Annotated in this window: 10 protein-coding genes; 3 read left to right on the forward strand and 7 right to left on the reverse strand. The window is 68.7% G+C overall.

The window, feature by feature from the left end; genetic code table 11:
• Positions 1 to 912: 912 nt before the first annotated feature.
• Together ABZ904_RS26885 and ABZ904_RS26890 are read left to right on the forward strand one after the other, a co-directional pair.
• On the forward strand, positions 913 to 1,395 hold the full coding sequence (locus tag ABZ904_RS26885; RefSeq protein ID WP_360997891.1) for a hypothetical protein: 483 nt from the start codon (positions 913 to 915) through the stop codon (positions 1,393 to 1,395).
• Positions 1,396 to 1,424: 29 nt separating this feature from the next.
• Positions 1,425 to 1,982, forward strand: a complete 558-nt coding sequence (locus ABZ904_RS26890; RefSeq protein ID WP_360997893.1) for a site-specific integrase — start codon at positions 1,425 to 1,427, stop codon at positions 1,980 to 1,982.
• Between the two features lie 285 nt (positions 1,983 to 2,267).
• Here ABZ904_RS26890 and ABZ904_RS26895 read toward each other — a convergent pair whose 3' ends face one another.
• The 7 genes from ABZ904_RS26895 to ABZ904_RS26925 all read right to left on the reverse strand — a co-directional run bounded on the left by ABZ904_RS26895 (position 2,268) and on the right by ABZ904_RS26925 (position 22,488).
• Positions 2,268 to 2,828 carry an Imm1 family immunity protein gene (locus ABZ904_RS26895; RefSeq protein ID WP_360997895.1) on the reverse strand — a complete coding sequence of 187 codons (561 nt, stop codon included), beginning with the start codon at positions 2,826 to 2,828 and terminating at the stop codon, positions 2,268 to 2,270.
• A gap of 30 nt (positions 2,829 to 2,858) precedes the next feature.
• Positions 2,859 to 13,805: a LamG-like jellyroll fold domain-containing protein gene (locus ABZ904_RS26900; protein ID WP_361825931.1), complete on the reverse strand. Its 10,947-nt coding sequence runs from the start codon at positions 13,803 to 13,805 to the stop codon at positions 2,859 to 2,861.
• 358 nt (positions 13,806 to 14,163) lie between these two features.
• Positions 14,164 to 14,295 carry a hypothetical protein gene (locus ABZ904_RS26905; protein ID WP_360997899.1) on the reverse strand — a complete coding sequence of 44 codons (132 nt, stop codon included), beginning with the start codon at positions 14,293 to 14,295 and terminating at the stop codon, positions 14,164 to 14,166.
• A 39-nt stretch (positions 14,296 to 14,334) separates the two neighbouring features.
• A complete protein-coding gene (locus tag ABZ904_RS26910) occupies positions 14,335 to 15,132 on the reverse strand; it encodes an HNH endonuclease family protein (RefSeq protein ID WP_361825933.1) in 798 nt (265 codons plus the stop codon).
• A gap of 203 nt (positions 15,133 to 15,335) precedes the next feature.
• The gene (gene mfd / locus ABZ904_RS26915; RefSeq protein WP_360997901.1) at positions 15,336 to 18,875 is read right to left on the reverse strand and encodes a transcription-repair coupling factor; all 3,540 of its coding nucleotides are present in this window, start codon (positions 18,873 to 18,875) and stop codon (positions 15,336 to 15,338) included.
• A gap of 248 nt (positions 18,876 to 19,123) precedes the next feature.
• A complete protein-coding gene (locus ABZ904_RS26920) occupies positions 19,124 to 21,703 on the reverse strand; it encodes an FtsX-like permease family protein (protein WP_360997903.1) in 2,580 nt (859 codons plus the stop codon).
• On the reverse strand, positions 21,700 to 22,488 hold the full coding sequence (locus ABZ904_RS26925) for an ABC transporter ATP-binding protein (RefSeq protein ID WP_359400337.1): 789 nt from the start codon (positions 22,486 to 22,488) through the stop codon (positions 21,700 to 21,702). Before ABZ904_RS26925 ends, ABZ904_RS26920 begins: the two co-directional genes overlap by 4 nt.
• Before the next feature lie 513 nt (positions 22,489 to 23,001).
• Between ABZ904_RS26925 and ABZ904_RS26930 the strand changes: the two genes are divergently transcribed.
• Entirely contained in the window at positions 23,002 to 24,504 is a 1,503-nt protein-coding gene (locus tag ABZ904_RS26930) for an MFS transporter (protein ID WP_360997906.1), read from the forward strand.
• The last annotated feature ends 76 nt before the right edge of the window (positions 24,505 to 24,580 follow it).

Genomic DNA, 24,580 nt, shown 5'->3' on the forward strand with positions numbered 1-24,580 from the left:
CAAGGCCTGTCGAAAGCACAGAAGCAGGAGTGTCCCCGGTTCCGCCACCGCGCTAGGGTTCAAGCCCGCCGGATCCACTCCTTCATCGCTCGGCGGTAATGCATCGCGCCGGATCCCGCTTCCATCCGGAGATTAAACTGCTGATGCCCACGGGGATTCGGATCGAGCTGCCGCAGCCTGCAAGTCGACCACTCTGGGGCGAGCGGCCCGTCTGAAGGCAGCGTCGTCTCCGTGACCGTTGAGCTCCCGCCAGAACGACTCCACCGCCTGAACGGCTGGGAAAGCATCCTCGGCGTCTCCGATTTTCTCTGCATGGAGTGAGACGATGGCGTCCACGCGACTGGCCGCGATCACTGGCAGAGCACGCGCCCGCATAGCGGCCTGGGTTTGGGAGCCTTCAGGCATCGAGTCGGAGTCCACGGCCGGTCACACTACCGAGCAGGCGTGGGCGCGATCTTTGGCCGGTGGCTTGCCTGGTCTGGGGTCGTGGTCGTTCAGTTCTTCTGGGTCTTGTCGCCGATCTCGGTGACCTGCGTTTTCACTGGTCAGGGCAATGCGCGTAGGTGTCTGAGGGGTCGCCATCAGTCGTCGTCGGCTGCTGTCGAGCGACGTCGGACGGCCCAGCGCCAAGTGACAGCCTCGGAAGTGACGGCCCCTACCGGCGGACGGTCTTGAAAACCGTCGTGGCGCGAGTCACCGTGGGTTCAAATCCCACACCCACCGCGCAGGCGAACGGCCCCTGACCAGGCGATACGGTCAGGGGTCGTCGCGTTGTGCGGCGCCCGCTCGGCACCGTGATTCCCCGCGGTTCCCCGTGCGATCGGGCACGCCGGGGGCACGGGCGCCGTCTGATCCACAGCGTGGACGGCTATCGCATCTCCGGCTGTCAGTGCTGCATGGCACTCTGCCGCCGTGACGACAACGACAGAGCTCACCCTCTTCGCCGACTACTTCCAGATACACGTATCCGATGCGGATTCGGACGGTGATCTAAGCGACGCGTGGACGGACCAGGCCGTTGCCGATCACCTCGCGGTTGCACAGGATGCGCTGGGTATCGGCACGGTGGTCAATGTCAACGTATCCGTCACTGTGGTCGTCCTGCCTCAGGAGCCGAGTGATGACAGCTCGGCATTCGATCACGTTGTTGAGGCCAGCCTTGATGTGTCGTCGGGTCGCCTGATGGTTCTGGGCTGCACGGACTACGCCCCCGATGCGGCTACGTTCGAGGTCGCGTCAGGCTGGAACCGCGTCCGCGTGTCCCGGAGCAACTTGGCTCGGGCAGCTCAGGCCGACGTCGACTCCGACGAGAGCCCCGAGACAACTGAGAAGATTCGTATCCAGGTGTGGGCGGCCCCGGAGTCTCCAGCAATGATCACCAAGCGATGGTCTTAGTCCGGCGAAGTCTTTGATGGCTGGCTCGTGTGCCTGTCCTTCGAGCCGCACCTTCACCACCATCAGTCACCCACCACTCACCCGAGTTCCCATCCCTTCCCCTACTTCATCAAGGCTCGCTGCGCTCGCTCGTCCGGTGGCCGACGGCGCTCGCCGAACGACGCATCGCCCTACCCACCACCTGCCTGGCCGTCCTCGAACAACACCGCCAAGAGCAGGAGCGTCAGCGGACGGCCGCCGGGATCCGATGGCGGGAGAACGGCATGATCTTCACCACCCGTATCGGCACACCACTCGACCCCAGCGACGTCGCCCGGCGATTCACCGGACTACTCGACCAGGCAGGCATCCGACGAATCCGCTTCCACAACCTCCGCCACACCTGCGCCACGCTGCTCCTGGAACAGGGCGTCCAACCCGTCACCATCAAGGAACTGCTCGGCCACGCCAACATCGGCATCACCGCCCAGGTCTACGCCCACGTCCGCCTGCGCCTCCAACACGACGCCATCAACCAACTCACCGACGTCCTGCGAGATGGCGACGATCCCAAAGCCCCGCCGACAGCCACAGTTGCACCCGGCTGACACACGACGCAGAAGCGCGAGAGCTCCCACCGCGAACCACGGGTGGGGGCTCTGTGCGTCCGCTGACGTTGCCGTCAGCGTTGCCGTCAAGTGGCCTTAGACCACGTCGACAGAGCGAGATTCCTGGGCCCGCAAGAGCCCAGGCATCTCAGCTATCAGGACATCGTTGCCCTATTTCCACTCACGCCATGGAATCTGCCTCCGCGAGATTCTCGGCGATCACTCCTCGGAAGAAATCGGCGAGGATCCGATATCTCTCGACTTCCTCGCGGCTGGTGCTATACCTCACGCCCACGGATCCGTCAGGTCGGAAGTGTCAACGAAGTCCACGACGGGCTCTTCACCCAGTCGTTGCCCGTTCAATTCGCCTTGGACCCATTGAATGCACTTCGGCCTTTCTCCACTGCCCGCTCGACAGAACTCCTCCAATACCAGCCGAACACGGTCAAGTGGGAGAGTGCTCCGAGGGTGATGGAACAGTGGATGGCCTGGATCCGCGACGACCCTCGGATCAAAATTGGGTGGCTCCGGGTTATCTGAAAGCCAGGTGTAGTCAAATATCTCAGACCTGCCAGGGCGTCGATCCGTGGCGAACCACATCAGAGCCCCATAGCCCGTCGACCTGTTTACAGCAACCCGAAGATACGTATCCGGGCTGTTTTGGACCGTCACGCTTTCGAAACGACGATCCGAAAAACAGAACCATGCATCCTCGCCGGGTGCGACCCACTTGCTTGACGAGTCTTCGAACTCCAGGTTCTCCATCACCTCGGAGACTAGGCGAGAGCATTCTTCTGCGCTCTCGGCGTGATGCCATTCCTTGGAGAATAGGACATTCAATACCACGGAGAATCAGCCTTCATTACCGACCGCCAGTCACTCGCCGACGAATTCCTGCACGTGCATGCCGCCCCCCTTGAGCGGGGAATGTACCCTCAATGTCGAGCCCTTGGGCAAGAGTTTCGGTATTGCTACCGAGCACGAGTAGTCACCCTCACATGCCCCACCGACCTTGTTGATCACAATGTCTGCTGAAGTTACTCCGCTCTTACTCTTCCCCAGCAGGTAAGCAAATTGAGTATCCGGATGCTCTGCGGCTGGAAATCTTCCGTTGGAAGGCATCTTGACGCCAGCTTCCTCAAGGGCGCTGTTGACCTCCTCAGCAAGAGGACTCCGCCCGCTGATAAGTGGCTGTCCCAACTTGGTAACACTGCCGTCAGGATCGACTCGCACGGCCTGACCCACGGTCTTGCCGTTATACGCCATCTTATCGAGGTCCGCTGCCACACTTTCCGTGTTGCAGTTGTGGACCAGGATCGGCGTATCCCCGGCCTCCACATAGTACGTGTGGAGGGTGCCAATGGTGAGGTCGTACGTCGTGGTGTTCGCGTGGTACAGGCGGACGCCTGTGACCTCGGCCGTGCCGGTCGGGGTCTGGAGGACGTCGCCGGACTTGAGGTCCTTCGCCTCGACGAACGCCGACTGGGTCCTGTCGTAGAACGGGTGGTGGAAGGTCGTCGTCAGGTGTGCGCCCTGAGCGTCCTTCTCACCCGCGTCGGCCTTGGTGTCCTGCACCGACACCACCGAGCTGACCGCCGCCACCGGCGCCGAAGCCGGCTCCTGGCCGCCGTGGCCGTGGCTCGCCGCCAGTGCGCCCAGCACCGCCGCCGAAGCCGCCAGGCCGAACGCCGCCTTGCGGGCCGCCTTCTTGGCCAGGGACTTCGCCCCGGCCTTGATGCCGGCCTTCGCGCCGTCCTTCGCCGCCTGCTTCGTGCCCGACTCTGCCGTCGCCTTGATCGTCAGGTCCACGAAGTCGTGGTCGGTGTGCGTCACGATCACCGCGGTGACCTTGTGCGCCTCCGTACCCGCAACTCCTGGCACGGAGTCGGCGATCGTGTCGCCCACCCGCACCTGGTCGATCGCTCTCGTCGAACCGTCGGCCATCAGCACCCGAGTCGCACCAGTGAAGCTGTGCGGCGCTCCGGGAATCCGGCAGCTCGATCCCGACTCGGAATGTGACTGGCTACGAGACCCCGCCCCCTCGGCCTCCGCCTGCGACGCCGCCTCGTCGGTGGCGTCCTTGGCCGCCACTTCCTCCGCGTCCGTCGCCCCCTTGCCGAACAGACCGCCCACGACCTTCATCGCCTTGGGCGCGACCTTCGCGAGGATCTTGCCGCCCAGGCTGCCCAGCGCGCCGCCCACGGCACCGGCGACCGCGCCTTCGACCGCCGAGCCCGCGAACGCGCCCACGCTGCAGTCGCCACCGCCGTTCTCCGCGCACTTGAAGCCCTGCTCGACCAGCGAGCCGGCCGCACCCGCCATCGCCGCGCAGCCGATCGTGCCGACACCCCACGTCGCCGCTTCACAGCCCGCGAACACCGCCGTCGAGACCACGAAGGAGGTGATCGCCGCGGCGTGGTGCTTGGCGTAAGTCGCCGCTGACTTCGCCGCCTTGACCGTCGCGTGGTACGCCGTTCTCGCCGCATGCGCGACCGCGTGGGCCGCCTTCTTCACCGTGTGCGCGACCTTGTGGGCGATCTTCTTCGCCGCGTGCACCACTCGGTGCACCGCGTGCGACACCTTGTGATAGGCCGTATGCACCGCATGGACCACGGCGTGATAGGCGCGTCTTACGTGTCTCGCCGCGTAGTAGTACACGCGTCGCGTCGCCCGCACCGTCGCGTGGTACACGTCCCGCACCCGGTGCGCGACCTTGTGCGCCGCGTGCTTGACCGCGTGCACCACCTTGCGGGCCACGTGCTTGACCGCGTGGTACACCTTGTGCGCCACATGCCGCACCACGTGCGACGCCTTGTGCGCGACCTTCTTCGCCCCGCACACCACGTCGTACCAGGAGCAGTTGCCCGACTCGTCGGTCCCCGCGAGCGGGTTGTCGTCGACGTAGGCGAACGGGTTCGCCGCCACCGAGTCGGGTGTCGCGCCCAGCGAGACGCTGTCCTTGTTCAGGAACTCGCCCGTGTTCGGGTCGTACCAGCGTGACGCCGTGCCCACGTTGCCGGTTCCGGGTTCCGTCCAGCCGGACTGGAAGCCGAGGTGACCGACCAGCGTCTGCGTCGTCGTCACCTTGCCGAGCGGGTCGTACGTCGCCGAGCCGGCCAGGGACGTACCGCCCGAGGTGAACTCGCCGACCACGTCGTTGTGCTGGTCCGTCAGCGCCAGCACCCCGGCACTGCCGGTCTGCTTGATGCCGACCAGGCCGCCCCCCGGGTCGTACGTGTACGTCGCGTCCTCGTCCGAGGCGATCGTGTTGTCCGCGCCCGAGTACGTGAACGTCCGCGTGGACTGCGCACCCGTGTCGGTGTCGGTGATGTTCCGGCCCAGCGCGTCCAGCGTGTACGACTGCTCGCCCGCCACGATCTGGCTGCCGAACGCGTCCGTCTTGTACGCGACCGTGCCGCCCGCCGTGGACGACTCCTGCGTCATCGAGCCGTGCGCCGAGTAGGAGTACGAGTGCGTGCCGTCCGACGTCAACTCGTCGCGCTCGTCGTAGGTGTAGACGTCCGAGCCGACCCGGATCCGGTTGCCCGACGCGTCGTACTGGTAGTCCGTCGTCTTCGAGCCGTCGTTCCACGAGGTCAGACGGTCCGACCAGTCGTACGTGTACGTGTTCGCCGACGCGCCCGTCACACCCGTCGTCGTCTTGGACGTGAGGTTGCCGTTGTCGTCGTAGCCGTACGTGAAGCTCGCCAGCGTCGAGGCGCCCTGCACCAGGACGTCGTTCGTCAGCTCGTGCGAGCTGTTGTACGTGAAGGTGCGGGTCTGGCCCGTCGAGCCGTACTTGACCGTCTTCGGCTCGTTCAGCTGGTCGTACGTGTACGTCAGGTGCGTACCCGTCGCCGCGTCGTCCAGGGAGGACAGCCGGCCGGCCGTGTCGTAGCCGTAGTTCGTCGTGCCCGCCGCGTCCGTGCGCGACAGCATCGAGCTGTCGTCGTTGTACGTGAAGCCCGAGGAACCCGCCGAACCCGACGCCGTCAGCAGGTCGCCGCGGTCGTCGTAGGTGAACCCGTCGTGTGTCGCCGTCTGGTAGTCCGCCGCGTCGGCGGTGCCCGCCGCGTCCGTGTCCGCCGACGTCACCCGGCCGTCCGAGTCGTAGTCGAACGTGCGCTTCGCCGTCGCGGCGTCCGCGCCCGTACCCAACATCGTCTTCAGCTGGCCGTTGTCGTCGTACGTCATCGACGTCGTCGTGCCGCCGGGCATCGTGACGTTCGTGGCCTGGCCGTCCGCGTCGTAGGCGAACGTGGTCGTCGAGTCCGCGGCCGATGTGTACTGGGCCGTCGTCGGCTCGATCACCTTCTCCTGCTGGCCCCAGGGGGTGTAGGAGTAGCGCCAGGAGTTGCCCCGGCCGTCGGTGAAGCGGGTGCGGTTGCCGGCCTCGTCGTAGCCGAACGACGTCGTGATCGAGGTTGTCGCGTCGACCGGCTCCACCTGCTGGGTGATGGTGCCCGCCGCGTCGTACGTCCAGCGCGTGGTGTGCTGGTTGGCGTCGGTCGCCGCCACCAGGTTGCCCACGCCGTCGTACTGCTGCGACGTGCTGGACACCTGCGTGCCGTTCGCGTCGTAGCTGCGGGTGGCCGTCGGGTCGTCGCTGACGTTGTAGTCCGTCACCGTGTAGGTGCCGTCCGCCAGCGTCGTCTTGGTGGCGTTGCCCTCGAAGTCGTACGAGTAGCGGGTGGTGTTGCCCGAGCCGTCGGTGACCGAGGCGACGTCACCGGCCCGGTTGTAGGCGTACGAGGTGGTCACCCCGCCGGGCGTCTGCTCCGAGGCGAGGTGCGCGCCGTACGGGTTGCCGGGGGTGACGCCGTACGAGTACGTCGTCGTCAGCGTCCGCGTCGACGGGTACCGCTCCATCGTGGTGGAGGTGACCTGGCGGCCCATGAAGTCGTAGGTGGCCTGGGCCTGCGCGCCCGTGGGGTCGGTCGACGTGCGCTGCTCGCCGTTCGCGTCGAAGGTGGCGTGCATCTTGGTGCCGTCGGGCGCCGTGATCTGGGCCAGGTCGCCCGTCTGGTCGTACAGGTACGACGTGGTCTTGCCGCCCGGCGTCGTCACCGACGTCTGGTTGCCCTCGCTGTCGTACGTCCACACGGTCGTGCCCGCGTTGGGCGCGGAGGCGCCGGCCGGCGTGTACGACGGGAGCGTCTCGCTCACCTTGTTGCCGACGGCGTCGTAGGCCGAGTCGGTGACCAGTCGGTTCGGGTCCCTCTCCGCGACGGCATCGCCGAAGGTGTTGAAGCCGCTCACGGTGATCGGGCGGACGGTGACCGCGTTCGCGGCGATGCCGTCCGGCTCGGACTGCACGGCGGGCGCGGTGGTGACCGCGAGGTTGCCCGCCTCGTCGTACTCGTAGTCCGTGGTGTGCTGCTCGGCGTCCGTCATGGACGTGGGCAGGCCCCGCTTGTCGTACGTGTACTTGGTCGTCTGCTGGTCGGAGCTGCCGACCGTGCCACCGGCGCGGCCCTTGCCGTACAGCGAGGAGACCTCGGAGGCGGACAGGGCCCGCTGGTAGACCTGCGCGTCGGTGACCGAGCCGGCCACCGCGTCGTAGATCGAGCCGTCCGTGGTCTTGACGCCGCCGACGGTCAGCGGGCCGGCGCCGGTCCACGGCGTCGGGTCGGTGGCCGTACCCGCGAGCGTGCCGTTGACGTACAGCTTCATCGCGCCGGTGGTGGCGTCGAAGGTGCCGACCAGGTGCGTCCAGGTGTTCAGCGCGGGCGCGGCCGTGGCCTTGGCGTCGTAGAACGCGGTCGGCGAGGCGGCGTCGTTGCTGGCTATGTGGAAGCGGTAGGCGTTGTCGGCCTTGGAGTACTGCAGGTAGAAGGAGGCCCGCGCGGTACCGCCCTGCGCGACGAAGGTGCGGTAGGTGGAGGTGTCGCTCAGGTTGACCCACGCGGACGCCGTGTAGGAGGCGCTGGTGTCCAGGACCGGACCGTTGGTGGCGACGATGTCGCCCTTGCCGGCGGTGTCGCCGCTGAACTTGGCCGCGCCGTCCGACCAGGTCACGCCGGGGCCCGCGGTGGCGGTGTTGCCGGTGCCGGAGGCGTCGGTGATGCTGCGGCCGGAGGTCTGGTCGAGCTTCCACCAGCCCGCGGGGTGCCCGGAGGAGTCGCCGTAGAGCGTCTCGCTGAGCAGGTTGCCCATGTCGTCGTACGTGCTGGTGGTGGTGCGGTCGAAGCCCGTGGCGTCGTGGTCGGTCTCCGAGGCGACCTGGTCGTCCGGCGTGTACGAGACCGTGGTGACCCGGTCCACACCGGTCGGGTCGACGGTGGTGGAGGTGGTCCGCGAGGATGCGTCGACCGTGTACTGGGTGACCGTCTCACCGTTGTCGGTGGTGGACGTGAGCAGGTTGCCCGCCGCGTCGTAGCTGTCCGACTCCAGGACATAGGTGCTGGTGCCGTCGGCGCTCGTCTTCTTCACCGTCGCGGTCAGGCCGTCGTCGGTGTAGGTGTACGACGTGGTGTTGCCCATCGCGTCCGTGATCGAGGCGAGTCGCCCCGCCGGGTCGTAGGCGCGCGAGGACTCGATCAGCTGGGTGGGCGCCTGCGGGCTGACCGGGTCGCCCGTGTACATCAGGCTCTGGGTGAGCAGGTCGCCGTTGTCGTCGTACGTGTAGTCCGTCTCGTTGCCGGCGCTCGTCACCTCCTTGGTCTTGTTGCCGGAGGTGTCGTACGTGTACGTCGTCGTGTTGCCGTAGCTCGTGCCCGCCGCGACGTCGGCGTCGGACTCGGTCAGGACGTGGTCGTAGGCGTCGTAGGTCTGCGTCTCGGTGCGCGGGGCGTCGCCCCCGCTCGCGTCGGAGACGGTCTGCGAGGTGACGTCCCCGTCGTCGTCGTAGACGGTGGAGAAGACCGCGGCGTGGGTGGAGCCGTTGACGCGGTCGGTGAGCTGCGGGTCGTGCTCGGCGGTGACCTGGCCGTTCTTGTCGTACTCGTAGGTGGTGGTCAGGCCGTCCGGGTAGGTGTCGGAGACCGCCTTCTGGCTGAGCACCTGGCCGACGCCGTCATAGGTGTACGAGGTGACCAGGCCCAGGGCGTCGGTGGTGGAGGCGACGTCGCCGTTCTGGAAGTACGACACCTGGTTGACGGCTCCGCCGGGGCTGACCGTCCTCACCGGCAGGCCCTTGGGCACGACCCCGCCGTCGGCGGAGGGGTAGGCGCTGGTGCCGTCGCTGTAGACGGTCGAGGTGGAGCGGCCGTTGGGGAAGCCGGGCACGGCCGGGCCGGTGATGACGGTCTGGTTGCCCGCCGAGTCGTACGTGTACGACGTCAGGTACGTGTTGTCCGTCGCGGACGCCGAACGGCCGTCGCGCTCGGTGACCAACTGGTCGTTGCGCGGGTCCGCGGTGGTCAGCTGGGCCGTGGTGTCGTCCGGGTAGTACGTGTAGTACTCGGTGTTGCACTTGTTCGCGGTCTGGTCCTGGCAGGACGTGGAGGAGACCACGTTGCCGCGGACGTCATGGCCGGTGATGGTCATCGCGCCGTTGGGGTCGGTGACCGTGTGCTCGAAGCCGGAGGTGTCGTAGCCGAAGCTCGTCTTGTTGCCGAGGCCGTCGGTCTCGGTCAGCGCCCGGTTGCCGTTGCTGACGTCGTAGGTGTAGGTGAGCGTCGCGTTGCCCGGCGAGGTCACCTTGACCGTCTCGACCGGAAGCAGACCGGTGGAGTTCTTCGCCGCCTGCACGTGCGCGGCGACGTCCTGCGCGGTGAGCGCCGAGTGGTAGAAGGCCGCTTCGGCTATGGAGCCCTTGAAGTGGCTGACCTCGGCGGGCGAGTTGATCCAGCTCTTGGCGAATCCGGCGCCCAGGTAGAGGTGGCTGTTCGACTGGTCGTTGGGGGCACCGGAGTAGCTGGCCTGCTGGACCCCGTCCAGGTACATGGTCTGGGTGGAGCCGGAGACGGTGAGCGCCACATGGTGCCAGGCGTTGTCGGTGACCGTGCCGGTGGAGCCGAACGCCGTCGAACCGGATCCGCTGCCCGAGTAGAAGTGACCGTGCAGCTTGTTGTCGGTCCCGACGTACAGCAGTGGGGTCCAGCTGCCGGAGGCCGTGGTCGCACCGGCGATCGGCACCGACTGGTCGCCGACGATGACGCCCTGGTTGGCGGTCTTGAACCAGAGTTCGAGGCTGCGGTCGTCGGTGCCGTGCAGCACCGAGGTCGGCACCTCGACGTACGAGGTGCTGCCGTCGAAGGTCGCGGCCTTCCGGTCGCTGAACGGGCCGGCGGCACCGAGGGTCACCGCGTTGTACGTACCGTTGCCGCCGCGGACCTCGTTGACGGCCGTGGTCGCGCCGACCGCTTCACCGAGCCGGTAGTAGCCGGCCGGAGCGGCGCCGAGGACCGCACCGCGGTAGGTCTGGCTGGAGCCGCCGACGGTGGGCGCGGCCAGCTTCCAGGTCCCGCCGTTCTCGTCGGTCAGCTGGGTGAGGGTGGTGGTGGCCGGGTCGTACGTCATGCCCGCGAACGTCTTGCCCGACGGCCGCTTGATGGACGTGAGCAGGCTCGCCGCGTGGGTGCCGTACTGGTAGAGGGAGTTGACGTCGGCGGCGACCAGCGGGCGGCCGTACCAGGCGACGCCGGCGACGGAGCCGTTGAAGTAGGTGGCGTAGCCCGTCTTGTCGCTCGCGTTCTGGTGCGGCTCGTCGGGCCAGTTGCCGCCGAGGAAGCCGGTGCCGAGGTAGTCGAACGACTGGTTCTTGCCGAAGGCGACGGCGCTCTGGATGGAGACGGTGCCGGTGCGGGAGCCGACCTTGGTCTTGTCGAGGTACAGCGTCTGCGAGTTGCCCGCCGCGGACAGCACCACGTGGTGCCACTTGCCGTCGGCCACGGACGCCGAGGACACGATCGGGTTGATGCCGCCGCTGTACCAGAACTCGGCGTTCAGCTTGCCGTCGGTGCCGACGTAGATGGACGGCGTGTAGAAGCCCGCCGCCTGCCCGGAGGAGATCGGCTGGGAGGCGTAGGAGTACAGCACGCCCGGTCCGGCCGACGTCTTGAACCACAGGGACAGCGCCCCGGCGTCGGTGTCGTTGCCGGTGTTCTTCGGCAGGGCGATGTCGGAGGACGTGCCGTTGAAGGAGGCGGCCGTGGACGAGGAACCGGTGAGCGGGCCGGGCGCACCGAGCGTCACGTTCTCGTACGTGGCGTTCTTGGTGCCCTGGTTGGCGAGGACGGTGTCCTTCGCGGTGGTGCCCGAGCTCTCCGTCAGCGGCCACACGGCGCCGGGATCGAGGTCGAGGGAGGCGTTCTGGTACTGGGAGGCCGTCGTGTACCCGTAGGTCGTGCACTTGGTCGTGGACAGCGGCGCGCACACCGTCGTCAGCTGGTCGCCGGTGTAGCCGTAGTTCCAGGTCAGCGCGGAGGACGGGTCGTGGGAGTCGACCAGGTCGGTGGTGACGGTGGCGACGTGCGCGGCCTGGGCGCCGCTCGGCGTGGACCAGGCGACGTTCAGGGAACGGCCGGAGACGGCGGACGACATCTTCGTGACGTGGCCGCTGGTCCAGGCGAGGGTGATCGCCCGGCCGTTGGCGTCGGTCACGGAGGTCAGGCCATAGGCGCCGGAACCCAGGGACTGGGTGAAGGCGTAGACCGTGTCGTCCTTGTCGGTCAGCTGGTAGCCGCCGGTGATCGTGGTGAAGGAAGCCCACCGGCCGGTGCCCGGAGCGAAGGTGCCGTCGCTGTTCTTGCCGTAGCCGACCTGGGAACCGTCGGGATAGCTGACGTTGACGCTGGTCACCGCGCCGGACGCGCTGTACTGCTCGGTGGCGCGGGAGTCGAGGATGCTCGACCAGCCGGCGCCGAAGGCGCCCGTCCAGCGCGGGTCGCGCGAGTTGTAGTCGCGTTCGACGTCCAGGGACGGGCCGACGGTGGAGATGGAGGCGTCGGTGTCGGAGGTGGTGTAGTTCCCGATGGACGCGTCGAAGCCGTGGTCGCTGCTGTTCTGCGACAGCCCGGAGGTGATCACCGGTTGCGGCACCTGCACGGACAGCTCGTACGGATCCGCGGGTGAGTACAGATTGGTGGCCGCGTCGTACGCCTGGACCTGCCAGACGTAGTTCTTGCCCCAGGTCAGCTTCCCCGCCGGGACGGTCCAGTCACCGGTGGCTACCAGGCCCGAGTCGACGACCAGCGTGTTGTTCGCGTCGTAGACCTTGAAGCGGTACTGGTTGCTCGTGCCGCCACTGGAGTTGGCGCCGCCCGCCCACGCGGTCAGCTCCGGCGTGGTGGTGCCCACGACGGCGTTGTCGGCGGGGAACTGCTCGTACAGCTGGGGGGCGGTGTTGCCGGTGTAGGTGACGATGATCCTCGGGCCGCCCGCGGGATCGTTGAAGGAGCCGAACTGCTTCCAGTGCAGGGCGTCCGTGGTGGACGCGTACACGGCGAGGCCGTAGTCGGCGGTGGTGCCGTTGAACCAGCCCTGGATGGCGGTGGTGGACAGCGGGACGTCGACCCAGTCGCCGACGGTGCGGTCGGCGGCCGTGTTGGCGCAGGCCGTGGGCACGCTCGGGGTCAGGTTGCCGATCGACGAGCCGTAGGTGGGGCCCGGGTAGCTGGTGACGCCCTCGGGCGTCCAGGACTTCGTCACCAGGGCCACGTCGAAACGCTCGGGGGTGCAGGTGGCGGCCCAGGTGTCGAACAGCCGCAGGGTCGCGGCGGTGACGGTGTTGCCGCTGCCGTCCCAGGCGGTGTCCCAGTGGTTGACGAAGCTGTTCGCCGAGTGGGTGCCCGAGTCGTAGGAGCCGACCTTGACGGTCTGCTCGTAGGAGTGGTCGCCGGCGGCGCCCGACTCGGCGTAGGTCGTGGTCCAGCCGTCGGTGACGCTGGGGTCGACGGTGACCGGGAAGACGCGGTGCGCGTCGTTCAGCCAGTCGGAGTCGAGGGTCACCTTCAGCGCGTAGCCCCTCTTGTCGTGGACGAGAGAGGTGGTGACGTCATGAGTGGTGGCCGGGTCGCCGGAGCGCTGGTCGACCTTGGAGTCGTAGGCGTAGAACGGGGGGATGCGCTCGACGGTCTTTCCGGACACATCGCGCAGGACGATGGCGCCGTTCTTGTTCTGTACGGGGGTAAGGCCCTTGAGCTGGAGCGGGAAGGTCCAGGAGTTCGCGGCGACCGCGGAGTGCAGGACGATCGCTTCCTTCACACCGGTGGCGGTGGGGGCGACCTGGAGATCGGTGTCGGCGAGGACGCCGTCGTAGCTGACGCGGGAGCCGTCGGCGGTGCCGGTGACCGACTGGGCACCCTGCAACTCGTAGGCGAGTGAGTGCTGGTCGTCGATGCCGAAGGAGACGAGCTTCGAGTCGTCGGCCTTGGGCGCGAAGTCGACGGCGAGGGAGTTGGCCTTCTCGTGCCAGCGGCGGTCGGGTCCCGCTCTCACGTCCACATCGATCGGCGCCCATTTGCCCTTGCTGACCTGGTAGTTGATGGGCGTGGGAGAGATGCTCCGGGTGATGGAGCCGTCGGCGTTGTCGTACACCGTGTCGGTGCGCGAGGACTTGACCGCGTCGCGCTTGCTGGTCTTCGCGTTGAAGCCTCTGCCGCCCTGGCTCTTGCCGGGCTTCACGGCCGCCTGGTGCGGGTGGTAGGTGGCGAGCTCACCCTTGGCCTTGCCCGGCTTGCGGCCCGCGCCGCGGTGCGCCTGGGTGGCCTTGGCGGAGACCTGGTGCCGCTTGCCCGCGGCGGTGCCCGACTGCTGACCGGGCAGCCTGCCCCAATGCGGGTCTTTCAGCCAGGAGATGACGGAGGAGAGCCTCGGCAGCGAGAGGTCCACCGACCCCAACTCGACGCCGTCCGCCATGGCCTGCTGGGTCGTCAGCATCAGGGCGAGTGCGGCCAGAAGGAGCACCGCGACGCCACGGCGCCCTCGGTGGGCCCCGCGAGCGGGACGGACGCGGCGGAACAACCGAACGCGCACAGCTGCGACTCCAACAGTCAGTCAGGAACGACACAGAAAGCGCGCTGATCTTGCCGGTTGTGAATATGACATGGACAGGTAAGAGAAGTGATCTTGCATTGGTCTTGACCAGTCCTCGACAAACCTGCCCGGGTTGGCCGCGTGCGCCCGTTTGCGACTTGTGAACTCCTTTGCAGACAAGTGGAGTTCTTGACCCGGGGTCTTGATCGTCCGGTGGACGGCGGGGGTATGACTGGGGCGAGACGCTCCTGCGTCCATGCGTTCACTTGACGGCGGGCAGGGCTACACAGCCGTCCAGTCGTACAAGCCGCAGCCCTTGGCTCCTGTTGGCATCCATGGCGGTACGGCCGCCGGCGCACACCCGGGACAGCCGTCCGGGCACGGTGCTTGTCACCGTCTGAGTCTCGCGCGCGGCGACCGCGTTGCCGTTGCCTCAGCCGCCGCAGAGACTGAGCATCATCTGCTTGTCGGCCGCCGTCACGGGAAGGTCGTACTTCAGCGACACCTGGGCGAAGCGCACCGAATAGGAGCAGCGGATCTGCTTGTTCGGGGGCAGCCAGCCGGCCGGGCCTGAGTCGCTCTTGGCACCGTTGGTGGGGCCGTCCACCGGGATCAGGTTGAGCGGGTCGTTGGCGATGTCCTCGCGCTTGTCCTTCGTCCAGCGCGAGGCGCCCATCTGCCAGTCGTAGGAGAGCGGCATCACGTGGTCTATCTGCACCTTCGTGGCACGGGACTTGGTCCACTCGATCGTCTTGCCGGTGTACGGATCGTGCAGCGTCATGGAGGTGACGACGCAGTTGGAGCCCGCCCTGAAGTGGACCTGCTCCCCGTCACGCTTCAGCAGGTCGTTCCTCGAGTCGCAGCCGTTGTGGGCGAAGGGGATGCCGCCGGGGGCCGAGTCCATCCAGGCATAGCCGAACTTGTCCCGCTCATAGCCCGTCTTGGGGCCGCGTCCCTTCGTGGCCACCTTCTGGATCAGCGCTCGCGCCTTCGCCTGGTCCGCCGACGAGGTGATCGCCGCCAGCCCTGGTTTCGTGCCGTCGGGGTTGTCCAAGGGGCTCACCGCGCGACCGTTCGCCGCCGGGACACCGGAGCCCGAAGGGGCGCCCTCGACGGGGAAGTCGGTGCCGTTGCAGCCGGTGAGCAGCAGCCCGGTGCCGAGCAGAGCGGTGGACGCCACAAGGATGCGCCGGGCTCCGCCGATGTGCCTCACATACCTGTCGGAACGCATGGCGCGCCGCCCTCCCCTTGCCCTTACCACTCATCATCCGAACCGGCCCCCGCACGCGGCTGCCCTGATCACACGGTAGCCGCCGGGAGGTCATGGACATACCACTGCCCGACGGCCGGCGGATGCACACCGGGCGCGTGCGGCGGCAAGGCAGGGTGCCCTCGGCGGCGGCCCCTCCCGTTTCGACCCGAACAGTGCGGTACCTACGACCCCAGGATCGTCGTCAGGAACTCTCCGACCCAGCCCAGCAGTTCCCGTCCGACCAGTGGCTTGCCGCCCACCTTCGCGGTCTTGGGGCGGGGCACCAGGACCTGGTGGAGCGCCGGCTTGATGACGGTGCCCGGGTAGAGCCGCTTGAGCCGCAGCTCCTGGGATTCCCTCAGCTCCACCGGGGCGAAGCGGATGTTGTTGCCCTGCAGGACGGTCTCGCCGACGCCGCACGCGCGGGCGAGCATGCGCAGGCCCGCCACGAGGAGGAGGTTCTCGACGGGCTCCGGCAGCTTGCCGTAGCGGTCGGCGAGTTCCTCGCGGACGGACCTGATGTCCTCCTCCGAGTTCGCGGAGGCGATCGCGCGGTAGGCCTGCAGACGCAGCCGCTCACCGGGCGCGTAGTCGTGCGGGACGTGAGCGTCGACGGGCAGCTCGATCTTGACCTCGAGCGGGGGCTCCTCCTCCACGCCGCCCTCGAGCGAGGCGCGGTAGTCGGCGACCGCCTCGCCGACCATCCGTACGTACAGGTCGAAGCCGACGCCCGCGATGTGACCCGACTGTTCGCCGCCGAGCAGGTTGCCCGCGCCGCGAATCTCCAGGTCCTTCATCGCCACGTACATGCCCGCGCCCATCTCCGTGTGCTGGGCGATGGTCGCCAGGCGTTCGTGGGCCGTCTCCGTGAGCGGCTTCTCCGGCGGGTACAGGAAGTAGGCGTAGCCGCGTTCGCGGCTCCGGCCGACGCGGCCGCGCAGCTGGTGCAGCTGGGAGAGGCCGAAGTTGTCGCCGCGCTCCACGATCAGCGTGTTCGCGTTCGAGATGTCGATGCCCGATTCCACGATCGTCGTGGAGACGAGGACGTCGTACTTCTTCTCCCAGAAGTCGACGACCACCTGTTCCAGCGTCTGCTCCGACATCTGGCCGTGGGCGGTGGCGATGCGCGCCTCCGGGACGATCTCGCGCAGGCGGGCTGCGGCCCGGTCGATCGATTCCACCCGGTTGTGGATGTAGAAGACCTGGCCCTCGCGCAGCAGTTCGCGGCGGATGGCGGCGCCGATCTGCTTCTCCTCGTACGGCCCGACGAAGGTGAGCACCGGGTGGCGCTCCTCCGGCGGGGTGGTGATCGTGGACATCTCGCGGATGCCCGTCACCGCCATCTCCAGGGTCCTGGGGATCGGAGTCGCGGACATGGTCAGCACGTCGACGTTGGCGCGCAGCTTCTTCAGCTGCTCCTTGTGCTCGACGCCGAAGCGCTGCTCCTCGTCGACGATGACCAGGCCCAGGTCCTTGAACTTGGTCTCCGAGGAGAACAGCCGGTGGGTGCCGATGACGAGGTCCACCGCGCCGTCCTTGAGGCCCTCGAGGACCGCTTTCGCCTCCGTGTCCGTCTGGAAGCGGGACAGCGCCCGCACGTTCACCGGGAACTGGGAGTAGCGCTCGGAGAACGTGCCGAAGTGCTGCTGCACCAGCAGCGTGGTGGGTACGAGGACGGCGACCTGCTTGCCGTCCTGCACCGCCTTGAACGCGGCGCGGACCGCGATCTCCGTCTTGCCGTAGCCCACGTCGCCGCAGATCAGCCGGTCCATCGGGACCGACTTCTCCATGTCCTCCTTGACCTCGGCGATCGTGGTCAGCTGGTCCGGGGTCTCCGCGTACGGGAACGCGTCCTCCAGCTCGCGCTGCCACGGTGTGTCGGGGCCGAAGGCGTGGCCGGGCGCCGCCATGCGCGCGCTGTACAGCTTGATCAGGTCGGCGGCGATCTCCTTGACCGCCTTCTTCGCACGCGCCTTCGTCTTCGTCCAGTCGGCGCCGCCCAGGCGGTGCAGGGTCGGGGCCTCGCCGCCGACGTACTTGGTGATCTGCTCCAGCTGGTCGGTCGGGATGTAGAGGCGGTCACCGGGCTGGCCGCGCTTGGCCGGGGCGTACTCGACCACCAGGTACTCGCGGGTGGCGCCCTGTACGGTCCGCTGCACCATCTCGATGTAGCGGCCCACGCCGTGCTGCTCGTGGACGATGTAGTCGCCCGCTTCCAGGGTCAGCGGGTCGATCGTCTTGCGGCGGCGGGCCGGCATCCGGGCGCCGTCGCGGCCGGCCGCTTTCTGGCCGGAGAGGTCGGTCTCGGTGAGCACGGCGAGCTTGAGTGCCGGGTCCACGAAGCCGTAGTCGATCGAGCCGCACGCGACGTGCACGACCGACGGGGAGATCTGTCCGAGGTCGATGTCCAGGCGTGCCGCGACGCCCTCACCGCCCAGCACCTCGACGGTGCGGGAGGCCGGTCCGTGGCCCTCCGTCACGAACACGGTGCGCCAGCCGTCGGCGAGCCAGCCCTTGGTGTCGGCGAGCGCCTTCGCGGTGTCACCGCGGTAGGTCTCCGGGGCGTGCATGCCGAGCTTGAGGGTGTCCCCGTCCAGGGAGTCCAGTGCGTCGCCGGCCGCGAACGGCGACACCGACCACCACAGCATGCCCAGCTCGCGGGCCCGCTCCCGGACGTCCGCGATGGACCACAGGGAGGCCGCGCCGACGTCGATCGGCGCTTCGCCCCCGCCGGCCGTGGCAGCCCAGGACGCCTGAAGGAACTCCTGGCTGGTCGCCACCAGGTCCGCGGCCCGTGTCCGCACCCGCTCCGGGTCGCACACGACGGCCATGGCCCCCACGGGCAGGACGTCGAGGAGCAGCTCCATGTCGTCGACGAGCACGGGGGCCAGCGACTCCATGCCCTCGACCGCGATGCCCTCGGCGATCTTGCCGAGCAGCTCGCCCAGCTCGGGGTGTGCCTCGGCGAGGGCGGCGGCCCGCCGGCGTACGTCGTCGGTGAGCAGCAGCTCACGGCACGGGGGCGCCCACAGGCCGTGCTCGGCGACCTCCAGGGAGCGCTGGTCGGCTACCTTGAAGTAGCGGATCTCCTCGACGTCGTCGCCCCAGAACTCGATGCGCAGGGGGTGTTCCTCAGTGGGCGGGAAGACGTCCAGGATGCCGCCGCGCACGGCGAACTCGCCGCGCTTCTCCACCAGCTCGACCCGGGAGTACGCGGCTGCCGCCAGGGCGTCCACGGCGTCTTCCAGGTCGGCCTGCTGACCGGTGCGCAGGGCGACCGGCTCGAGGTCGCCGAGGCCCTTGACCTGGGGCTGGAGCACGGAGCGCACGGGGGCGACGACGACGGAGACCGGGCCGGTCTCCGGGTCGTCCGGTCTCGGGTGTGCGAGGCGTCTGAGGACGGCGAGACGGCGGCCGACGGTGTCGCTGCGGGGGCTGAGCCGCTCGTGCGGGAGGGTCTCCCACGACGGGTACTCCACGACGCCGTCGGGCGGCAGCAGGGAGCGCAGGGCGGCGGCGAGGTCCTCGGCCTCACGCCCCGTCGCGGTCACGGCCAGTACCGGCCTGCCCGCGTCCCGGGCCAGCGCGGCCACGGCGAAGGGACGGGCCGCCGGAGGGCCGACCAGGTCGACGTGCATCCGGTTGCCGTCGGAGGCGGCCTTCACCGCTTCCGCGAGTGCGGCGTCCTTGACGACGGCGTCGAGCAGACCGTGCAGGCTCATGAAGGGCAATCCCGTCCCGGGTGGGCAACACGAACACCCGGCCTCGCAGTTTTCGGGGGGCCGGGAGTGTCCAGCGTACGACGCCCGGATCGTCGGCGGCGTGGCTGTGGACAACCGGGCGCGAGGGCGTACGGCGCCGGACTCGTCCATAATCCCCCACCCCGGCCGCCGGTTCGACGCGGACGAGGCCGGGCCCGGTGGCATTCCCACCGGGCCCGGCCTCGTCCCCCGTACTCCCCGCCGGGTGGCTACTCGGTCGCGATCGCGTTCAGTACGTTCATCCGGCCCGCCCTGAAGGCCGGGATCAGCGCCGCGAACAGGCCCACGAACGCCGAGCCGATGAAGACCGCGATGATGGTGCCCCACGGGATCTCGAGCACCTTCAGACCCTCCAGGGCCAGGAGCTTCTGGGCCGTGGCACCCCAGCCCATGCCCAGGCCGAGGCCGAGCAGTGCGCCGAAGAGGGCGATCACGACGGACTCCAGGCGGATCATCCTGCGCAGCTGGCGGCGTGAGAGACCGATCGCCCGCATCAGTCCGATCTCGCGGGTGCGCTCCACCACCGACAGGGCCAGGGTGTTCACGACACCGAGGATCGCGACGATGATCGCCAGCGCCAGCAGACCGTAGATCATGTTCAGCAGCTGGCCGATCTGGTCCTTCAGTGCCTGCTTGTAGTCGGTCTGGTCCCGGACCGTGTACTGCGGATAGTCGTGCAGTGCCGACTTCAGCGACTTGTAGGCGGCCGTCTCCTGGCCGTCCTTGGCCGTGGCGAAGACCAGGACGTCCAGCGGCATCGTGTCGGCCGGCACGTACTTCGCGACGGTCGCGATGGAGGCGTACATCGCACCCTTGTCGATCACCACGTCGTCGCTGGTGATCGCGCGGACCGTCAGGCTGGCGGTCCTGCCGTCCTTGAAGTCGGCCTTCACCGTGGACCCGATCTTGATGTCGTGCTTCTTGGCGAAACCCTCGAAGACGGACATCGAGTCCGGCCGGTAGGCGTCCGCCAGGTTCCCCGCGACCGTCTTGGTGCGCAGGTCCTGCGCGTACGTCGGGTCGGCGGCGTTGACCGTCTCGTTCTTGGACGTGCTTCCGTCGGGCGTGGTCAGCGCGGCGTCCAGCACCTTGTACTCGGTGACCCGCTCGAGACCGGGCGTCAACTTCACCGCCTTGACCGCCTGCGGAGTGATCAGCTGGCCGCCGTCGTTCTGCACGATGAAGTCCGTGCCGACGGTCTTGTCCAGTTGCTCGGTCGCGGAGGCCACCATCGAGGAGCCGACCACCGACAGGCATGCCACCAGCGCGAGGCCGATCATCAGGGCGGCGCCCGTCGCACCGGTACGGCGCGGGTTGCGCAGCGCGTTGCGCTCGGCCATCCGCCCGACCGGGCCGAAGATCCGCAGGACGACCGCGCCGAGCGCCCGGACCACACCGCCGGCGAGCAGCGGGCCGATGGCGACGAAGCCGAGCAGGGTGAGGACCACGCCGAGGCCGAGCCACAGCGAGCCGTCCGTCGCCTTGTCCGCGGCCGCGGCCAGGTAGAGGCAGTAGGCGCCGGCGCCGGTGAAGAGCAGGCCGACCAGGGCGCGTACGAGGCCGGCCTTCGCGTCGGCCGGGGCGCCCACGTCGCGCAGGGCGGCCATCGGGGAGACCTTGCCGGCGCGCCGGGCGGGCAGGTAGGCGGACAGGACCGTGACGATCACACCGAGGGCGAGCCCGACCACCGGGGTCGTCCAGGCGACGGTGAGGTCGTCGGTGGACAGATGCATGCCCATCGCGCCCATGAGCTTCATCAGCCCGACCGCGATGCCGACGCCCGCGCCGACGCCGAGCACGGAGCCGAACACACCGAGGAGCGTCGCCTCGGCCAGCACCGAGCGGTTGACCTGCTTGCGGGAGGAGCCGATGGCGCGCAGCAGCCCGATCTCCCGTGTCCGCTGGGCGACCAGCATGGAGAAGGTGTTGATGATCAGGAAGATGCCGACGAGGAAGGCGATCCCGGCGAAGCCGAGCATCGCGTACTTCATCACGTTCAGGAAGCCCTCGACGTCCTTCTGGTTGGCGTCCGCGGTCTCCTTGGCGGTCTGCACCTTGTAGGCGCCGCCGACGGCGGCCGCCACGTTCTTCTTCAGCTGTTCGTCGCTGACGCCCTTGTCCGCGGTGACGTTGACGTTCGTGTACACGCCGGTCTTGCCCACGAGCGTCTGCTGGGCGGTCCTGGTGTCCAGGTAGAAGATCGCGGCACCGGGGTTGGTGACGGTGAAGGTGGCGATCCCGGAGATCTTCGCGGTGTGCGTGCCGACCGCGCTGATCACACCGATCTCGTCACCGATCTTCAGATGGTGCTTGTCGGCGGTGTCGGCGTCGACCATGACCTGGGACGAGCCCTTGGGCGCCGCACCGGAGGTGATCTTCATGGTGCGGGCGTCGTTGCTGTTCCAGCTGCCCACGATGGTGGGCGCGCCGCTCTTGGGGGACAGGTTGTCCTTGGCGGCGTCGACGACGGTCACCGAGGTGGAGAACACCGTCCCCTCGGCCGACTTCACGCCCTGCACCTTGCGCACCTCGGCGAGCACGGAGGCCGGCATCGTGGGCGGTCTGCCGTTCCCGGAGGTGGTCTCCCCGCTGTCCGAGGCGCCCTTCCCGCTGACCGACACATCCGAGGTGGTGGCCGCGAAGAGCTTGTCGAACGTCGTGTTCATCGTGTCGGTGAAGACGAGTGTGCCGCACACGAACGCCACCGACAGCAGGACCGCGACGGCCGACAAGGCCATCCGTCCCTTGTGCGCGAAGAAGTTGCGCATCGAGGTCTTCAGGACGGTCATGACGTGCGCCCCCGGGCGTCGAAGTCCTTCATGCGGTCGAGGACCGCGTCCGCGGTCGGCTTGAGCATCTCGTCGACGATCCGGCCGTCGGCCAGGTACAGCACGCGATCGGCGTACGAGGCGGCGACCGGGTCGTGGGTGACGATCACGATGGTCTGGCCGAGGTCGTCGACGGAGCGGCGCAGGAAGCCCAGGATCTCGGCGCCGGCCCGCGAGTCGAGGTTTCCGGTCGGCTCGTCACCGAAGATGATCTCCGGGCGGGCGGCCAGGGCGCGGGCCACGGCGACGCGCTGCTGCTGGCCGCCGGAGAGCTGGGTGGGCCGGTGCTTGAGCCGTCCGGCCAGGCCCACGGTCTCCACCACCCGGTCCAGCCACGCGCGGTCCGGCTTGCGGCCCGCGATGTCCATGGGCAGCGTGATGTTCTCGATCGCGTTCAGTGTCGGCAGCAGGTTGAACGCCTGGAAGATGAACCCGATCCGGTCCCGGCGCAGCTGCGTGAGCTTCTTGTCCTTCAGGCGGGTGATCTCCGTCTCGTCGAGGAAGATCTGACCGCTCGTCACGGTGTCCAGGCCGGCGAGGCAGTGCATCAGCGTGGACTTGCCGGACCCCGACGGGCCCATGATCGCGGTGAACTGGCCGCGGGCGATGTCCACGTCGACGTGGTCGAGGGCGACGACACGGGTCTCGCCGGACCCGTACGCCTTGACGACCTGCCGCGCTCGCGCGGCAACGGCCGTACGCCCTCCAGTGCCCCCGTGCCTGGGAATGGTCACGGCCGATGTCATGTCAAATCTCCTATGTCGGTTGGCCGGCGGGCGCAGTGGTCCCGCTTCACGTCGGTAAGTGCTTGGCTGCGTCGGTAAGTCTGGTGCCCGAAGGGGTCCCGGGGCGCTGGTGCCGGGCCCCGTATTCCGCTGGGGAAAACCCCACCCCGTGCGGTGCGGCCGGCACGACCCCCGTGCGTCCCGGCCGCTCCCCAGCGTCGTAAAGCCAGGTTAAGGACGGCCCGGTCCGCTCTCGTCCTCCGTCCGGACGAACCCTCCCCGACCCCTGGTACGAAACAACCCCTAGGGGCAGTCCACCGGAGGGTGGACCCCTTCTCAGGGTCGGCTCCCGGCGCAGCCAGGTTCCACCCTGCCGTCGCGTGAGGGTCAAGCCGCACGCCGCGTGCCGACCGGCTCGTCCGACGGTCCCGGGGTCGGAGCCGCTCCCTCCCTCGGATCAGGGTCGCCCTCCCGCCGCGCCGCGTCCGATGGGAAACTTGCGTGCAGCGGACAAATGCAACGGGAGGACATCCGGTGGGCGACACCAGACATGCGACGCGCCAAGCGGTACAGCACACCGGATCCAAGACCCGCGGCGCTGTCGTCGCCGCACTGATGCTCGCCATGGCGCTGGCCGCACTGGACTCCACGGTCGTGTCGACCGCCGTGCCGCAGATCGTCGGCGACCTCGGCGGCTTCTCCGTCTTCTCCTGGCTCTTCTCCGGCTATCTGCTGGCCGTCACGGTGACCCTGCCCGTGTACGGCAAGCTCTCCGACACCTTCGGCCGCAAGCCGGTCCTCGTCGCGGGGGCGGCCGTGTTCCTGCTCGGCTCGCTGCTGTGCGCGCTCGCCTGGAACATGGGGGCGCTGATCGCGTTCCGCATCGTGCAGGGCCTGGGCGGCGGCGCGCTCCAGGGCACGGTGCAGACACTCGCCGCCGACCTCTACCCGCTGAAGGAGCGGCCGAAGATCCAGTCGAAACTGTCCACGGTGTGGGCGGTGTCGGCGATCGCGGGTCCGGCGGTCGGCGGGGTGCTCGCCGCCTACGCGGACTGGCGGTGGATCTTCCTGGTCAACCTGCCGATCGGGGCCGTCGCGCTGTGGCTGATCGTGCGTCATCTGCACGAGCCGCACCGGGAGCGGGGTCCCCGTCCCCGTATCGACTGGGCGGGCGCGCTCGCGATCTTCGCCTGCGGGGGCGTCCTGCTGACCGCGCTGGTGCAGGGCGGGGTGGCCTGGCCCTGGCTGTCGGCACCCTCGCTGGCCTTCTTCGCCGCGGGACTCGCGCTGGTCGCGGTGGTGGTGGCGGTCGAGCGCCGGGCGGCGGAGCCGGTCATCCCGGGCTGGGTCTGGCGGCGCCGTACAATCGCCGCGGTCAACCTGGCCCTGGGCGCGCTGGGACTGCTGATGGTGGCCCCGTCGGTCTTCCTTCCGACGTACGCCCAGGCGGTTCTCGGTCTCGGCCCGGTCGCCGCCGGGTTCGTGTTGTCCGTATGGACGTTGAGCTGGCCGGTGTCGGCCGCGCTCAGCCAGCACGTGTACCGGCGCATCGGCTTCCGCGACACGGCGCTGCTCGGCATCGGCACGGGGGCGCTGATCCTGCTGGCGTTCCCGTTCCTGCCGTATCCGGGCGCGGCATGGCAGCCGACCCTCTTGATGCTGGTGCTGGGCGGCGCGCTCGGCCTGTTCCAGCTGCCGCTCATCGTCGGTGTCCAGTCGACGGTGGGCTGGGCCGAGCGCGGTACGACGACGGCCTCCGTCCTCTTCTGCCGCCAGACCGGCCAGACCCTGGGTGCGGCCCTGTTCGGTGCGGTGGCCAACGGCGTCCTGTCCGCACACCTGGGCGGGGCGGGCGACCTGGACTCGATCGCGAGGGGCCTCGACACGGGCCCCGCTCCGGAGGCGACGCGGCGGGCGATCGCGTCCGCGGTGCACGCCGTCTACCTGGGCGCGTCCTTCGCGGCCGCACTCGCTTTCCTGGCCCTGCTGTGTGTGGCGCCGCGCCGCTTCCCGGTGTTGAACGCTCCGGGCGAGTGACCGAGGGCCGCCCGGGCCCCGAGCCGGCGTGCGCCGGGCGGCAGGCCATGCCGTCACCACGCCCGCCCGACGGCCA

Origin of the sequence: Streptomyces sp. NPDC046900 (genome assembly GCF_040644975.1) — a bacterium.
Lineage (GTDB): Bacteria > Actinomycetota > Actinomycetes > Streptomycetales > Streptomycetaceae > Streptomyces.